This is a genomic window from Nocardioides luteus (genome assembly GCF_014648595.1).
Lineage (GTDB): Bacteria > Actinomycetota > Actinomycetes > Propionibacteriales > Nocardioidaceae > Nocardioides > Nocardioides luteus.
Genome location: NZ_BMRK01000016.1, coordinates 58,272 through 71,877 on the forward strand (window position 1 = coordinate 58,272; position 13,606 = coordinate 71,877).

Below are 13,606 nucleotides of genomic sequence, written 5' to 3' on the forward strand. Positions count from 1 at the left end.
AGATGCATTGGACGCAAGGTTCTTCGCTCCTTAGCGTGATGAGCGTGGACGAACGGACGAGCCTCCCCGAGCACCGCCGCGTGCTCATCGCGCTGGTCGCGCTCGGCCTGACGACGTTCGTCCAGCTCTACTATCCGCAGGCGCTGATCCCGGCGCTGAGCCGCGACTTCGCGGTCGACGCCTCGCAGGCCGCGCTGACGATCTCCGGCGCGACGGTCGGTCTGGCCGTCGCGGCGCTCGCCTGGTCGTGGGTGGCCGACCGGATCGGCCGGGCCAGAGCGATGCGGATCGCGATCGTCTCCGCGGCGCTGATCGGGCTGCTCCTCCCGTTCGTGACCTCGTTCCCGCTGATCGTCGGGCTCCGGGTCGCGCAGGGGGTCGCGCTGGGCGGCACCCCGGCGCTCGCGCTCGCCTACCTGAACGAGCAGGTCGGGCGGCGCGCAGCCCTGACGGCGGGTGCGACCTACATCTCCGGCACGGTCGTCGGCGGCCTGGCCGGACGTCTGATCGCCGCGCCGATCGCCGATCTGGCCGACTGGCGGGTGGCGGCGCTCGTGGCCGGTGCCCTCAGTGCGCTCGGCGCGGCGGTCACCGTGATCGCGCTGCCGCGCGAGCGCCGTGCCGCCGGAGCCGAGCAGCCCCGCCACGGCATGTGGCAGGGGATGCTCGTCAACCTCGCCGACCCCCGCCAGTTCGCGCTCTACGCGCAGGGGTTCCTCCTGATGGGCGCCCAGGTCGCCGTCTTCAACTACCTCGGCTACCGGCTCGAGATGGAGCCCTTCGGCCTGCCTCCCGCGCTGACCGCGGTGATCTTCCTGGCCGGTCTCTCCGGTGCGGTCTCAGCCCGGCTGGCAGCCACCTTCGCAGCGCGGTTCGGTCGCCGCCGCGTACTCCTGGCCTCGTCGCTGACCATGGTGCTCGGTGCCGCGCTGACGGTCCCCGAGCGGCTGACGTCGGTGCTCGTCGGGCTGCTGCTGTTCACCACCGCGTACTTCTCGGCGCACTCGATCGCCTCGGGCTGGGTGGGGCCGATGGCGACGAGCGGCGTCACCCAGGCGACCTCGCTCTACACGCTCTTCTACTACGCCGGCTCCAGCCTCTTCGGCTGGCTCGGCGGCCTCGCCTTCGCAGCCGGGTGGGCAGGGACGGCGGCCATGGTGATCGCGATCGTGCTGATCGCTTTCACCATCGCCCGCGCGCTCCTCCCCGACCCGGCCGAGGAGGTCAGGACGCAGCCACCGACGAGGCCGTACGCCGCTCCTCGCTGACCCGCTTGGCCGGCCACCAGAACCGCTCCCCCAGCAGGAAGGCGAGCGCCGGGACCAGCAGGGTGCGCACGATCAGGGTGTCGAGCAGCACGCCGATGCAGACGATGGTGCCGATCTGGGCCAGGGCGACCACCGGGAGCACGCCGAGCACGACGAAGACGGCCGCCAGCACGATGCCGGCGCTGGTGATGACCCCGCCGGTGACGCTCAGCGCCTCCTGCATTCCGTCGCGGGTGCCGTGCCGGTCGCGTTCCTCGCGGGCGCGGGTGGTGAGGAAGATGTTGTAGTCCACACCGAGCGCGACCAGGAACAGGAACGAGTAGAGCACCACCCGGGTGTCGAACGCCGGGAACCCGAGCACGTTCTGGAAGAGGAAGTTGCCGGCCCCGAGGCTGGCGAAGAACGTCGCCAGCACCGTGAGGATCAGCAGCACCGGCGCGAGCAGCGAGCGCAGCAGCACGACCAGGACGAAGAAGACCACCAAGACGATGAGCGGGATGATCAGGAAGCGGTCGTCGGCGTCGGCATCGGCCTCGTCCAGCGCCAGCGCGTCCTGCCCGCCGACCAGCGTCTCCTTCAGATCGGCGTCGTCGGCGAAGGTCTCGCGCAGGTCGCGGATCGCCTGGAACGCGGCGTCGGACTGCGCCTCGGCCTCGAGGTCGACCATCAGCCGCGACCAGCCCTCTGCGCTGCCGGTGACGGTCGCCTTCTCGACACCCTCGACATCCTCGGCCGCGCTCACCGCGGCGTCGGCCTGGTCGGCAGGCGCGAGCACGGTCAGCGAGGTGCCGTAGTCGCTGCCGAAGGCGTCGGCCGCGACCCGCTCCCCCTGCACGGACTCCGGGTCGCCGATCAGCTGGTCGGTCTGGCTGAGCCCGATGCCGGCACCCAGGAGCCCCAAGGTGAGCACACCGAGCACCGCGACGGTCGCCGCCGCGACGACGGCCGGCCGCTTGCGTACGCGCTGGCCGACCCGGCCCCAGATGGACGGCTTGGCGACGCGGTCGGCGTCGGGGCGCGGGATGAACGGCCAGAACAGGCCGCGACCGCAGACCACGACGGCGGCGGGAAGGACGAGGAGAGACATGGCCAGCGCGATGCCGCTGCCGATCGCGCAGGCGAGCCCGAGCGCGCGGTTGCCCGAGAGGCTGGCGAAGAGCAGCATCAGCAGGCTGAGGATCACGGTGCTGCCGCTGGCGAGGATCGCCGGGCCGGCCCCGGTGACGGCCTGGCGCATCGCCTCACGCTTGTCGTCGTGGGTGAGCAGCCCCTCGCGGTAGCGGGCGATCAGCAGCAGCGCGTAGTTGGTGCCTGCCCCGAAGACCAGCACCGACAGGATGCCCATGATCGAGGCGTCGACGGGGATGTCGAACTCCTCGGCGATGGCGCTGACGACGAAGCGCGCCAGGCCGTCACCGGTCGCGACGACCAGCAGCGGCACCAGCCACAGCACCGGGCTGCGGTAGGTGAGGATCAGCAGCAGCGCGACCACGCTCGCGGTGACGACCAGCAGGCGTACGTCCGCGCCGGCGAAGGCGTTGACGGTGTCGGCCTGGAAGCCGACCGGCCCGGAGAGGTAGGCGTCGACGCCGGAGGGCTTGCCCTCGTCCGCCAGGTCTCGGAGCGCCTGCGCCTGGTCGACGATGGCGTCGGACTCCGTCTGGGAGGCCCCCTCGACCGGCACCGCGATGAGTGCGGCCGACTTCTCCTTGTTCAGCTGCGGGCGTACGGCCTGCGGCGCGATCGCCTCCTCGGCCAGCCGCGCGGTGACGCCCTCGACGTACTTCATCTGATCCGCGGAGAACTCCTGCTCGTCGGAGTTCGCGATGATCACCAGGGCCAGGCTCTGGTCGGCGTCGGGGAACTTCTGGAGCAGCTCCTCGACCTGCGAGGAGTCGGCGTCGTCAGGCGCCGCGGACGGCGGCACCGAGTCGCCCGACCCCTTCGGCAGCATCGCGAAGAGGGCGCCGAGGACGAGCGCTGCGACGGCCAGGACCACCCACGATGAGATGCGTCCGGTCTGCAGTCGAGCAAGGGTTTTCATGGGGCTCCATCGCCGATTCGTTCGTGGACGCGAAGGGATTCGGAACCCTGGCGCCATCGGATGGGTCGAATGTGGGAGCAGTACCCCCGACGCTCATTATTTAACCCGCTGGCGGTCCGGGAGACATGGCCCCACGAGTTCGCAGTGATTCCTCCTTGTGCAGGCCGCACAGGACATGGCGTCAGTGCGGCGCTGTCGAGTACGCGCTCGTCTGGGCGAGCACGCCCGAGGGGCTCGACCGGGGGTGGAGCGTACGGAGCCGGATGGCGCGCAGGGCGAGGGTCAGCTCGAGCGGGACCGGCCGGGTGAGCTCGCGGTCGAGCAGCGCCGACACCCGCCGAAGCCTGTTGATGACCGTGTTGCGGTGACAGTAGAGCTGCTCCGCGGCCCGCTGGGGCGAGCCCTCCGTGGCGGCCCACGCCTCGAGCGTGTCGAGAAGTGTCGAGCACTCCCACTCCGGCAGCTCGAGCAGCGGTGCTCCCCAGAGCGTGATCAACCGGTCGGCGATGTCGGGCATCGACAGCAGCAGGGCGTCGGGCAGATGTTGGTCGAAGCCGGCGACTCCCGGCCCGCCGCCGAGACTGGCGAGGGCCAGGGTGGCCTGTCGGTAGGCGGCCCCGATCTCCCGGATCGTGTCGACCCGGGGCGAGATGCCGACCCGCTGGCGGCTGCCGCCCAGCAGGTCCTCGGCTCGCGCCAGCTCCTCCGTGGACCCGCTGACCACTCCGACCACGTCGGTGGCACGACGTACGAAGCTGGCACTCGTCCTCGCCGGTGCCAAGCTCGCCTCCAGATCGGCTGCGACGTCGCCACCGCTCGGGTCGGCCACGACCACGCGATGACTCGCGTCGGCCCGGATGCCCAGCAGCCGAGCGGCCTCGAGGGCGAAGCCGGCGTCCTCCGCCCGACCGGTCAGCATGCCATCCCACAGAGCAGCTCGGTGCTGCTCGTGCGAACGAAGCATGTTGCGCTCGGTCGCGTGATAGGCCGAGGCGACCTGGGCCGAGCTCTCGTCGATCGAGACCCACAGCCGCGTGCCGAGCTCGCGCAGATCGGCCGCGTCGATCTCCGGCCCCAGCTCACGGTGCATGTTCTCCCACAGGATCCGCCCGCCGACCCGGAAGGACCGGAGCACGACATCGAGTGCCAACCCCTGCTCAGCGCGTCGGTGGCCGGTCGCGCGAGCAGCATCGAGAAGGGGAGGCTCGGACCTCGAATGCTCGTCCGGGCTGCTTTCCATGGCCTCGAGGACCTGGTCGACGTTGGTGCGGCAGGAATGAAGTAGATCGTCCCTGGGCACCTCGCGGTGGTAGCCGGGATAACAGAGCATCAGCGCCTCCACGGCCTCGTCGGCCAGCGCGTCCAGTCGTTCGAGACGGAAGCGCGAGAGGCGTTGGCGCGTCTGATCGTCCAGGTCGATCGGTGCGCTCATGCTCCGACTCTAGGCCAGCCCGGACCTCGGTGGTTGTGCGCGCCGCACACCGCCACGCCGAGGATCGTGGGTCGGCGGCTCATTGTGGCCGAGACGCGCATCGTTGTTTCATCTGGTTGGCCGGTGTGAGTCCGGTCACTCGGGTGACTCAACTCTGACGACCAGGAGGTCCCATGGAAGACCCTATGATCGCTCGCCGAAGTTTCCTCGCTCGGATCGGGCTTCTCGGCCTGGCGAGCAGCGGCCTGGCGAGCGGCATCCTCTCCGCCGGGCCGGCCACCGCGGCTCCGCTCGATCTGGGCGTTCTCCGCCAGCTGCTGCAGACGCTGTCGCTGGACACGTACAAGGGGCTGGCAGCATTCGTGGTTCCCGGTGACGACGCCTACTCCCACGCTCAGGGGACCGCGGACGGCACGCCCGGCGCGATCGCCGCCAAGGCCCCGCAGTTCCTGATGGACAGCCTCGACGACTTCGTCGGGCTGCCCGACACCACGGTCCGCTACGCCACCCAGGCTCTCGCGACCGGTCTCGCCGGCTCGAACGTCGACGTCCCCGGGCTCTCGCTCCTGCCCGGCCAGGTCCTCGCCCTGGACAACGCCCTCACCAAGCTGCTGGCCACCGACGAGACGATCCCGCTGTCGCTGCCGGTCGCAGGGCTGCTCAACCTGGTGGCCACCCAGGTCAACCCGGCGAGCGTCAACGGGCTCTTCGTCTCGCCGTTCGCCCGGCTGTCCTTCGCGGACAAGGCCAAGGCGTTCGAGATGATCGAGACGACCGAGAGCGGGCTGGTCGCCAAGCTCGACGTCAACCTGCCCGAGCCACTGGCGGAGACCGTCTCCGGCGTCCTCAAGTTCGTGGCCGGCGCGGTCATCGAGTTCACCGCGTGGGGCACCTACAGCGAGTACGCCGCCTTCGACCCGAAGTCGAAGACCCTCGACGGGCGGCCGGTCGGCTGGAAGCTCGCCCACTACGACCACCGAGCCGAGGGCTACGACAGCTTCCGCGGCTACTACCAGGGACGGAAGAAGGTGTCGCATGCGTGACGTCATCGTGATCGGCGCAGGCGCCGGTGGGCCTGTCGTGGCCAAGGAGCTCGCCGCCAAGGGCCTCGACGTGCTCGTGCTGGAGGCCGGACCGCGCCGCGCGGACCCGCGCAGCGAGTGGACGTCGTACGAGAACGACGCCAACAACCCGCTCACCGGCTTCCTCCGCTTCGGGCCCGCCGACCGCAGCAAGCCGGCATGGTTCCGGGAGACCCCGCAGAACTCGTTCCTCTGGCAGGTCTCCGGCGTCGGCGGCACCACCCAGCACTACTTCGGCAACTCGCCGCGGGCCTACCCGGGGGTGTTCGAAGGCTATGAGGGGCGCGACAAGTCGCGCTACGACGTCGACCATCTGTTCCCGTTCAGCTACGAAGAGATGCTGCCCTACTTCCAGCGGGTCGAGGACACCACTCCGATCTCCACCGCCGCGATGGGCCCCAACGAGGCACTCTTCCTGAAGGGCTGCGAGACCACCGGCCTCCCGGTGCAGACACAGCGCACGACCACCGGGCCGGCGTACCGTCCCCAGGAGAACGCGATCCTGCAGCCCGGTGGCCACGCCGGACGGACCCGCGACGAGAACCTGCTGGTCTACCCGGAGGCGACCGGCTGCACGATGTGCGGACACTGCTTCCAGGGGTGCATGCGACCGGCGCGGGCGCCGCGCAACAAGTTCGCCAAGCGCTCCACCGACAACAGCTACATGCCGATGGCACTCACCGCCGACGTGTGGGCCGAAGGCGGCAAGCCCGTCGACCTGATCACCGACGCGTTCGTGATGCAGATCCACACCGAGGAGGTCGGCGGCGAGACCACCGCGACGGGCGTCACCTGGCGCGACGGCGCCAGCGGCGACATCCATCGCGAGGACGCCAAGGTCGTGGTGATGTCGGCAGGCTGCACCGAGAACCCTCGGCTGTGGTTCAACAGCGGTCTCCCGAACCCGAACGACTGGGTCGGTCGCGGCTACACCGACCACTACTTCGACTGGGTGGTCGGCGTCTTCGACGAGGACACCGGTGCCAGCCGCGGCGTCGGCTCGGGAGCACGCCTGGACTTCCCGCCGCACGGCGCGATCATGCAGGTCGGCATCCCGCCGGCCATCGCCTCCTTCGCGGCGACGTTCTCCGACAGCGGCATCCGGGGCCACTACGGCAACGGCCGCGGCGGCACCGGTCCGTGGGACGGCGACGCCGGACGCTTCGTCGGACCCGAGCTCAAGGAGCTGATGGGCAACGGGATCGACCGGCTCATGTTCATCCTGGTGATGACCGACGACGACGTGGAGGCCCAGAACCGGGCGACCCTCTCGGCGCTGCCGGGCGACGAGCACGGCGCTGTGTCCAAGGTGGAGTTCCACCACCGCAACCGCTCCGGCCGCACCCGCAACAACCGCGAGGCGCTGGTACGCAAGGCGGTCGAGGTCCAGCGTGGCGCTGGTGCTCGCAAGGTCTTCCGGCTGGACTGGCCGCCGCTGATCCTGCACGTGCAGTCCTCGATGAGGATGGGACGCTCCGCCGAGAACTCGGTGCTCGACCCGACCGGTGAGGCGCGCTGGGTCAAGCGGCTCTTCATCGCCGACAACTCCGCGATGTCGAACTGCGCCGGTGGCCCCAACCCGACGCTGACCAGCCAGGCCCTCTCGACCCGCACCGCCGAGAAGCTCTACACGAAGTACTTCGACGGTGACCCGTTCGTCGGCCACGACGACCTGGTCGTCTCCACCGACGACCGCATCAGCAAGCGGTTGCAGGAGCTCGACCTCTGAGGTGAGCGAGCGTGGTGGGCCTGTCTCGAGTATGGGGGGGTGAGCCAGGCCCACCACGTGTCTCCCGGCGAGGACGTACGTCAGGGAAGGTCTCTCAGCCTGCGGAGAGGAGCCCGGCCGCTCTCAGCAGCGCCGGGGCGATGACGAGCACGCCGCCGAGCACGACCGGAGCGCCCAGCACACCGAGCGCGATCAGCCAGCGGGACATCCGGACCCGGCGTGCGTAGGAGACCGCGAGGATCCCGAAGCCGACGGAGGCGACGAGGAAGGCCAGGACGTACGCGGTCGACCGGGCGTCGACGCCCTCGCCGTCTCCGGCGATGCCGGTGAGGATCACGACCGCCTGGGTGAGGCTGCCGAGCACGTAGACGGTCACGGTGGAGAAGGCGCCCCACAGCACCAGGCCGGTGATCCGCGGCGCCACCGGACGGGCTCTGATCGCGAGGAGGGCGGCCGCCGCTCCGAGCACCTTGAGCACCACGACGACCCAGTTCATCACCGAGAGCGCGTCCGCCTCCGCTGCGTACGTGCCGGTCGCGAAGCGGTCGGTCGCCTCGAACCAGACGCTGATCGCGGCGAACCCGATGCACCACAGGGCGATGCCGAGCCCGACCACCACGACGAAACGCGTCGGCGCTGCGTACGGACGCTCCGAGACCCCCGCGGGCTCCCTCGTCATCTGTCGATCCGTCACGCCAGACCCCTTCGCGCTCCATCTGATGGGTTCATCGATGTCCCGACGAGACTAGGCCCGGGAATGTGAGGTCACCGAACGAATATCCGGGCACAGGTCAGCGAACCGTGATCCCCTAGCCGTGTCGCCCTGAGGGTGCTTGGGTAGGTCCGTGCAGGCCATCATGACCAGTTTGATCGCCATCCTCGGCACCCTGATCGGCTCCGCCGGGACGTACCTGATCCAGCGCAGCACCGTCCGCCAGCAGAGCTCGCTGGCCCAAGCCGAGACCCTCCGCCGAAACCGCCTCGAGGCCTTCGCCGCCTACGGCGGCGCACTGCACAGCTACCGCAAAGCGCGCATGGACCGCTGGCACGTGCTCAACGGCTCCCGCCGCGCCGACCCGGAGCCGAGTCGCGACGAGGTCTACGCGCTCCGCACCGTCGTCTTCGACCACCGCATCCGCCTCCGTCTTCTGATTCCCGGCGACGACCTGATCGAGGTCGGCACCCAGGTCATCGCAACCATCGACGCGATCGACCCGGACTGCTCCCACGAGGAGTACCTGGCGGCGTGCGAAGCCTCGTGAGAGGCGATCGAGCAGTTCATCGACCGCTCACGCGGTTATCTAGAGGCGGCGAGCAACACCGATCAACAGACGCGGTTCGAAAAGTGACTCGAACAGGGCCCCTGACCTGGCAAAACAAGGGGGTGGACGCAAAGGGACTCGAACCCCTGACATCCTCCTTGTAAGGGAGGCGCTCTACCAACTGAGCTATGCGTCCGAAGCGCCCCAAGAGTACGCGATCAGGGGCACGGCCCACCAACTGGGCCGTAAATGGAAGTTGAGCCGCTGACGTCTCGGGTCATCAGCGGCTCAACAGCTAGAACTCTAGATCCCGCCCAGGGCATCGGAAAAGGGATGTAACCACCCTGTTAACGGAACTTTGATGACTAGTAAACTACTTGCTCAGACAGCGGCGTGGAGCTGCTGGAGGTGCTCGTCGAGGTCGCGGCCGTCGGCGTTGTCGTTGTGGACCGACCAACGCACGAGGCCGGCCTTGTCGATGACGTACGAGGAGCGGCGCGGGGCGCCGTTGCGCTCGTTGAAGACGTCGTAGGCCTTGGACACCTCGCCGTGCGGCCAGAAGTCGGAGAGCACCGAGAAGTTGAGCCGGTCGGTGTCCGCGAACTGGCGCATGGCGTAGACCGCGTCGCACGAGATCGCCAGGACCTCGGTGTCGAAGGTGACGAACTCGTCGAGGCGGTCGCGCAGGCCGCTCATCTCGCCGGTGCACACACCGGAGAACGCGAACGGGAAGAAGAAGATCGCGATCGCCTTCTTGCCGTGGAAGTCGGAGAGGGTGATGTCGGCGCCGAACTGATCACGAAGCGTGAAGTCCGGAGCCGGCCCTCCGATCTGAAGTCCGCTCATTTCCCCGCTGCCCTCTCACCGTCGGATCCGTCCGATCCCTCGTCCCAGGTCGCCAACTCGCGCCGCAGCACCTTGCCCGTCGCGTTGCGCGGCAGGGCATCGGTCACCACGATCTCGCGCGGCACCTTGAAGCGGGCCAGGTTGTCCTTGACCCAGTCCTTCAGCTTCTGCTCGACCGTACCCTCGTCGACCTCGGCGCCGTCGACCAGCACCACGAAACCGCGCAGCCGCTTGCCGAAGTCGGCGTCGTCGACGCCGACGCAGGCGGCGTCGGCGACGAGCTCGTGACGCATCAGGCAGTCCTCGACCTCCTGCGGGAAGACGTTCTCACCGCCGGAGACGATCATGTCGTCGTCGCGACCCTCGATGTAGAGCCGACCGTCGGGCCCGAACCGACCTACGTCGCCGGTCGCCATCAGGCCCTCGACGACCTCCTTGCCGCCGCCGCTGGTGTAACCCTCGAAGAGCAGCCCGTTGCCGACGAAGATGCGCCCGACCTCGCCGTCGGGGACCGGGACACCGTCGTTGTCAAGGATCTTCATCTGGGTGCCCCACGGCACCTTGCCCGCCGAGGTCGGCGCCTCGCGCAGGTCGACGGGGTCGGCGATCGAGGCGTAGGAGACCTCGGTCGAGCCGTAGACGTTGTAGAGGGTGTCGCCGAAGCGGTCCATCCACTCCAGCGCCAGGTCGCCGGGGAGCGCGGAGCCCGAGGACGCCACGGCCTTGAGCTGGGAGGCGATCCCGTCCAGGTCGTACGCAGCCAGCTTCTCCTCCGGCAGCGCGAGGATGCGCTGCATCATCACCGGGATCACCACGAACGAGTCGGCCCGGCTCTCGGCGAGGGTGGCCAGCGCGTCCTCGGGGTCGAACCGGCGACGCAGGACCATGGTGGTGCCGAGCAGCTCGGCGAAGAGCAGGTGGGCGATCCCCCAGGTGTGGAAGAGCGGGGCGGCGATGAAGCAACGCCAGCCGTCCTTCATGGGCATCCGTGACATCAGCGCCACCGCCGCGTCGATCCCGGCCTCCTGGCGCGGTGCGGACTTCGGCGCCCCGGTGGTGCCGGAGGTGAGGATCACGATCCGGCCGTGCCGCTTCGGCGGCGGCACCGGCCGCGGGTCGCCGGAGACCAGCGACTCCAGGGTCGCCCCCGGATCCTCGGAATCCACCCACGCGACCAGGCGCTCCGCCGAGGTCGCGTCGGCCAGCAGGCCCGTGAACTCCTCGTCGTGGATGACCAGCGCGGGCTTGTCCCGCTCGAGCACGGAGACGAGCTGCGGCCCCGCGAACGCGGTGTTGAGGTAGAGCGCGTCGGCACCCAGCTTCGCCACCGCCAGGGTCGCGTCGATGAACCCGCGGTGGTTGCGGCACATGATCGCGACCCCGTCGCCCTCACCGATCCCCCGGGCAGCCAGGGCCCTGGCGATCGCGTTGGAGCGGCGGTCGAGGTCGGCGTACGTCAACGAGCCCAGCTCGTCGATCACCGCGGTGCGGCGCGGGTAACGGTGGGCGAGGCCGATGAACCCTCCGGCCGGACCGGTGCCCCAGCGTGCGAGCGTGAGGCCGGTGCGTGCCAGCCCGAGCGGGTTGACCGGCCGGACGATGCCGGAGCCGGCGAGGATCTTCACCGCGGAACCGGCGGTGCGTGCCTTGGCAGCCGTAGTCGAGATCACCGTCGGGAGTCTAGCGACGCTCATCCGAGGACCCCCGCGGGTGTCCACCGGCCCGACGGCCCGGACGGTCGGCCCCGAGAGACGCGACCATCAGGCAGGGGTCTTCGGCGCCAGCAGACGCGTCGCGGCCCAGTCCTTGCTCACAGTTGCGGTGGTGGTCTGGGACAGTCCGGCGATGGGTGCGGCCTCTGCGATGTCCGCCGGGTCGACGGCGCCGGGGCGCCCCACCTTCGGCGTCAGCAGCCAGATGACTCCGCCGCCGACGAGGTCGGTCAGCGCGTCGACGAGGCCGTCGACGAGGTCACCGTCGTCATCGCGCCACCAGAGCAGCACGGCGTCGACGACGTTGCCGTATTCGCCATCGACCAGGTCCGCGTCGACGGCATCTTCGATGGCGACCCGCAGCTCGTCATCAGTATCGTTGTCCCAGCCCAGTTCCTGGATGACCATGCCGGACTTGAGGCCCAGCCGGTCCGCAGGCCCTGTGGCTGCGGTCGAGCTCACGTGTCTTTCCTCCAAGTGGTCACGTCCATGCCGCTTGCACGAACTTGTGGTGGTAGTCCAGCGGAGAACGCTGGCCCACGCAACCCCAACCCCCTGTCGAGCGCTAGACAACGGCGTGTCGGAGGTGCCTCAGGCCCTCGGATCGAGGAGATGGAGGAGCACGTTCCGGTCCTGGGCGGTGCCTGCCCAGGGGTGCTCGGCGAGCGGTCCCTGGGGCCCCTGCCAGTCGTTCGCGGCGAGCTCGCGCGAGAGCGAGGCGAGGTGGCCGACCTCCTCGATCGACCCGCTCCAGCGCGCCGGGCCGGCGTGATCGAGCATCGTGGTCGCGATGGTGAGGACGTCGCCGTCGGAGATCAGCTCGATGACCCGGCCCTGCTGCGGCCAGTCGATCAGGGACGGCGCGGTGACCTCCCACCACGAGCCGCGGGGCTTCACCGACGTACGGTGGGTGTGACCGTTGAGCCAGAGCACAGCGCTCTCGTGACGTGAGACGGTCTGCTCGATCTCGTCGCCGAGCACGCGCCGGCTCGCGCCCTCGCCGCCCATGTCGTTGACCAGCGAGGCGACGTCGTGGTGGCTGGCGATGACCGCGAGCCGCTCGTCGTAGTCGGTGGAGGCGAGCACGGCGTCGAGCCACTCCAGCTGCTCGGCGTCGATCGATCCCTGGAAGCCGCCGGCCGGGTTGACGGTGTCGAGCACGACGAAGGTGACCTCGTCGTTTACGTCGTGACGGTAGTAGGACTCGCCGCCGGCCCGGAACCCGTGACCGGCCGGCTTCGCCTCGTCGTGCACGTGGGAGTCGATGAACTCCTGCAGCGTGGTCTGCCGGCGGCGCCGGTCTGCGGTCACCTCGTACGGCTCGAGCTCGGCCAGCATCCCGAACGCCGCCGGGTCGCCGGAGACCAGCCCGGCGATGAGCTTCGCCTTGGCCTCGTCGGTCCAGTGCTCGGGCATCGCGATCGCCTTCATGTCACCGACCGCGACCTCGCTGATCATCTCGTTGCCCGGCACGGTGCCCTGCAGCAGACCGTCGTGGTTGCCGTTCACCGCGAGCCACGGCACCTCGAGCCCGGGCGAGTCGATCGCCTTCCGCACCGCCTTCAGCAGCCCGGGGACGAGCGGGAAGCCGCGGTCGCCACGGCGCATGTCGTACGTCTCGCCCTGCGGGTGCCAGAAACGCTTGTCCGGCAGCGTGGCGACGCCCTCGTAGTGGAGCATGTCGCCGGAGTCGGGGACGAGACGGCCGCCGTCGAGCAGGGTCAGATACCAGTCGAGCTCGTTGTACTGCCCGTTGTCGGTGTTGTCGCCGGTCGCGATCGCCAGGTCGAGCGGCCCGCCGCCGATGGGGCCCTCGGTGATCTCGTTGATCGCCTCGACCATCGCGGCGCCGACCTGCGCGGTCAGCAGCTCCTGGGCGCGGTACGTCCCGACCTGGTCGATCAGGTCGCGCGCCGTGCTGTCGGCGTCCTTGAGCCGGTCCAGGACCTCGACGCGCGCCGGCGACTGGTGGTCGCAGATGTGCATGTCGGACAGGTGGGCGACGGTGAGGATCGGATCGCCGAGCTTCTCCGGCTTCCGAGCCAGCTCCGTGCGCGAGACGTGGCGCTCCTGCGGCCCCTCGGCCAGACGCACGTAGGGGCCCTTGCGGCCACCCGCGACGATCCGCCCGCTCTCGCTCGTCACACCCATCTACGCAGCCCTCTTCTCTCGTGGCCGGCCGCCGCCGTCCGAGCGCGAACGATACTCCCAGAACCCCAGCAGCGGACCCA

At 69.7% G+C, this 13,606-nt stretch carries 11 protein-coding genes and 1 tRNA gene; 4 read left to right on the plus strand and 8 right to left on the minus strand.

The window, feature by feature from the left end:
- The first annotated feature begins 44 nt into the window (after positions 1 to 44).
- On the plus strand, positions 45 to 1,268 hold the full coding sequence (locus IEY81_RS18285; protein ID WP_229787979.1) for an MFS transporter: 1,224 nt from the start codon (positions 45 to 47) through the stop codon (positions 1,266 to 1,268).
- Here IEY81_RS18285 and IEY81_RS18290 read toward each other — a convergent pair.
- Both IEY81_RS18290 and IEY81_RS18295 read right to left on the minus strand, forming a co-directional pair.
- Positions 1,225 to 3,312 (minus strand): MMPL family transporter, encoded by a 2,088-nt coding sequence (locus IEY81_RS18290; RefSeq protein ID WP_189119929.1) that lies wholly within the window; start codon positions 3,310 to 3,312, stop codon positions 1,225 to 1,227. The genes IEY81_RS18285 and IEY81_RS18290 overlap by 44 nt on opposite strands.
- A gap of 181 nt (positions 3,313 to 3,493) precedes the next feature.
- Positions 3,494 to 4,744, minus strand: coding sequence for a PucR family transcriptional regulator (locus tag IEY81_RS18295; protein WP_189119930.1), 1,251 nt, complete (start codon positions 4,742 to 4,744; stop codon positions 3,494 to 3,496).
- 173 nt (positions 4,745 to 4,917) lie between these two features.
- On the opposite strand from IEY81_RS18295, the gene IEY81_RS18300 reads away from it, so the two are divergent.
- A complete protein-coding gene (locus IEY81_RS18300; protein WP_189119931.1) occupies positions 4,918 to 5,787 on the plus strand; it encodes a hypothetical protein in 870 nt (289 codons plus the stop codon).
- Positions 5,780 to 7,555 (plus strand): GMC family oxidoreductase N-terminal domain-containing protein, encoded by a 1,776-nt coding sequence (locus tag IEY81_RS24535; protein ID WP_189119932.1) that lies wholly within the window; start codon positions 5,780 to 5,782, stop codon positions 7,553 to 7,555. The genes IEY81_RS18300 and IEY81_RS24535 overlap by 8 nt, the downstream gene beginning before the upstream one ends.
- A gap of 94 nt (positions 7,556 to 7,649) precedes the next feature.
- Here the strand turns inward: IEY81_RS24535 and IEY81_RS18310 are convergent, their stop codons facing one another.
- Positions 7,650 to 8,234: a hypothetical protein gene (locus tag IEY81_RS18310; RefSeq protein WP_189119933.1), complete on the minus strand. Its 585-nt coding sequence runs from the start codon at positions 8,232 to 8,234 to the stop codon at positions 7,650 to 7,652.
- Positions 8,235 to 8,412: 178 nt separating this feature from the next.
- On the opposite strand from IEY81_RS18310, the gene kilB reads away from it, so the two are divergent.
- Positions 8,413 to 8,817, plus strand: coding sequence for a plasmid transfer protein KilB (kilB, locus tag IEY81_RS18315; protein WP_189119934.1), 405 nt, complete (start codon positions 8,413 to 8,415; stop codon positions 8,815 to 8,817).
- Between the two features lie 123 nt (positions 8,818 to 8,940).
- Here kilB and IEY81_RS18320 read toward each other — a convergent pair.
- The 5 genes from IEY81_RS18320 to IEY81_RS18340 all read right to left on the minus strand — a co-directional run bounded on the left by IEY81_RS18320 (position 8,941) and on the right by IEY81_RS18340 (position 13,526).
- Positions 8,941 to 9,013: transfer RNA gene (locus tag IEY81_RS18320), tRNA-Val, on the minus strand.
- Between the two features lie 185 nt (positions 9,014 to 9,198).
- On the minus strand, positions 9,199 to 9,663 hold the full coding sequence (locus IEY81_RS18325; RefSeq protein ID WP_189119935.1) for a redoxin domain-containing protein: 465 nt from the start codon (positions 9,661 to 9,663) through the stop codon (positions 9,199 to 9,201).
- Positions 9,660 to 11,333, minus strand: a complete 1,674-nt coding sequence (locus tag IEY81_RS18330; protein ID WP_189119936.1) for an AMP-binding protein — start codon at positions 11,331 to 11,333, stop codon at positions 9,660 to 9,662. Before IEY81_RS18330 ends, IEY81_RS18325 begins: the two co-directional genes overlap by 4 nt.
- Before the next feature lie 90 nt (positions 11,334 to 11,423).
- Entirely contained in the window at positions 11,424 to 11,837 is a 414-nt protein-coding gene (locus IEY81_RS18335; protein WP_189119937.1) for a DUF3052 domain-containing protein, read from the minus strand.
- A gap of 129 nt (positions 11,838 to 11,966) precedes the next feature.
- Positions 11,967 to 13,526: a TIGR03767 family metallophosphoesterase gene (locus IEY81_RS18340; RefSeq protein WP_189119938.1), complete on the minus strand. Its 1,560-nt coding sequence runs from the start codon at positions 13,524 to 13,526 to the stop codon at positions 11,967 to 11,969.
- Between the last annotated feature and the right edge of the window lie 80 nt (positions 13,527 to 13,606).

Bases quoted from the DNA above. Each gene is read 5' to 3' on its own strand.
- IEY81_RS18290 (WP_189119929.1), bottom strand. From the start codon at position 3,312: ATGAAAACCCTTGCTCGACTGCAGACCGGACGCATCTCATCGTGGGTG.
- IEY81_RS18295 (WP_189119930.1), bottom strand. From the start codon at position 4,744: ATGAGCGCACCGATCGACCTGGACGATCAGACGCGCCAACGCCTCTCG.
- IEY81_RS18300 (WP_189119931.1), top strand. From the start codon at position 4,918: ATGGAAGACCCTATGATCGCTCGCCGAAGTTTCCTCGCTCGGATCGGG.
- IEY81_RS24535 (WP_189119932.1), top strand. From the start codon at position 5,780: ATGCGTGACGTCATCGTGATCGGCGCAGGCGCCGGTGGGCCTGTCGTG.
- IEY81_RS18310 (WP_189119933.1), bottom strand. From the start codon at position 8,234: ATGACGAGGGAGCCCGCGGGGGTCTCGGAGCGTCCGTACGCAGCGCCG.
- kilB (WP_189119934.1), top strand. From the start codon at position 8,413: ATGACCAGTTTGATCGCCATCCTCGGCACCCTGATCGGCTCCGCCGGG.
- IEY81_RS18325 (WP_189119935.1), bottom strand. From the start codon at position 9,663: ATGAGCGGACTTCAGATCGGAGGGCCGGCTCCGGACTTCACGCTTCGT.
- IEY81_RS18340 (WP_189119938.1), bottom strand. From the start codon at position 13,526: ATGGGTGTGACGAGCGAGAGCGGGCGGATCGTCGCGGGTGGCCGCAAG.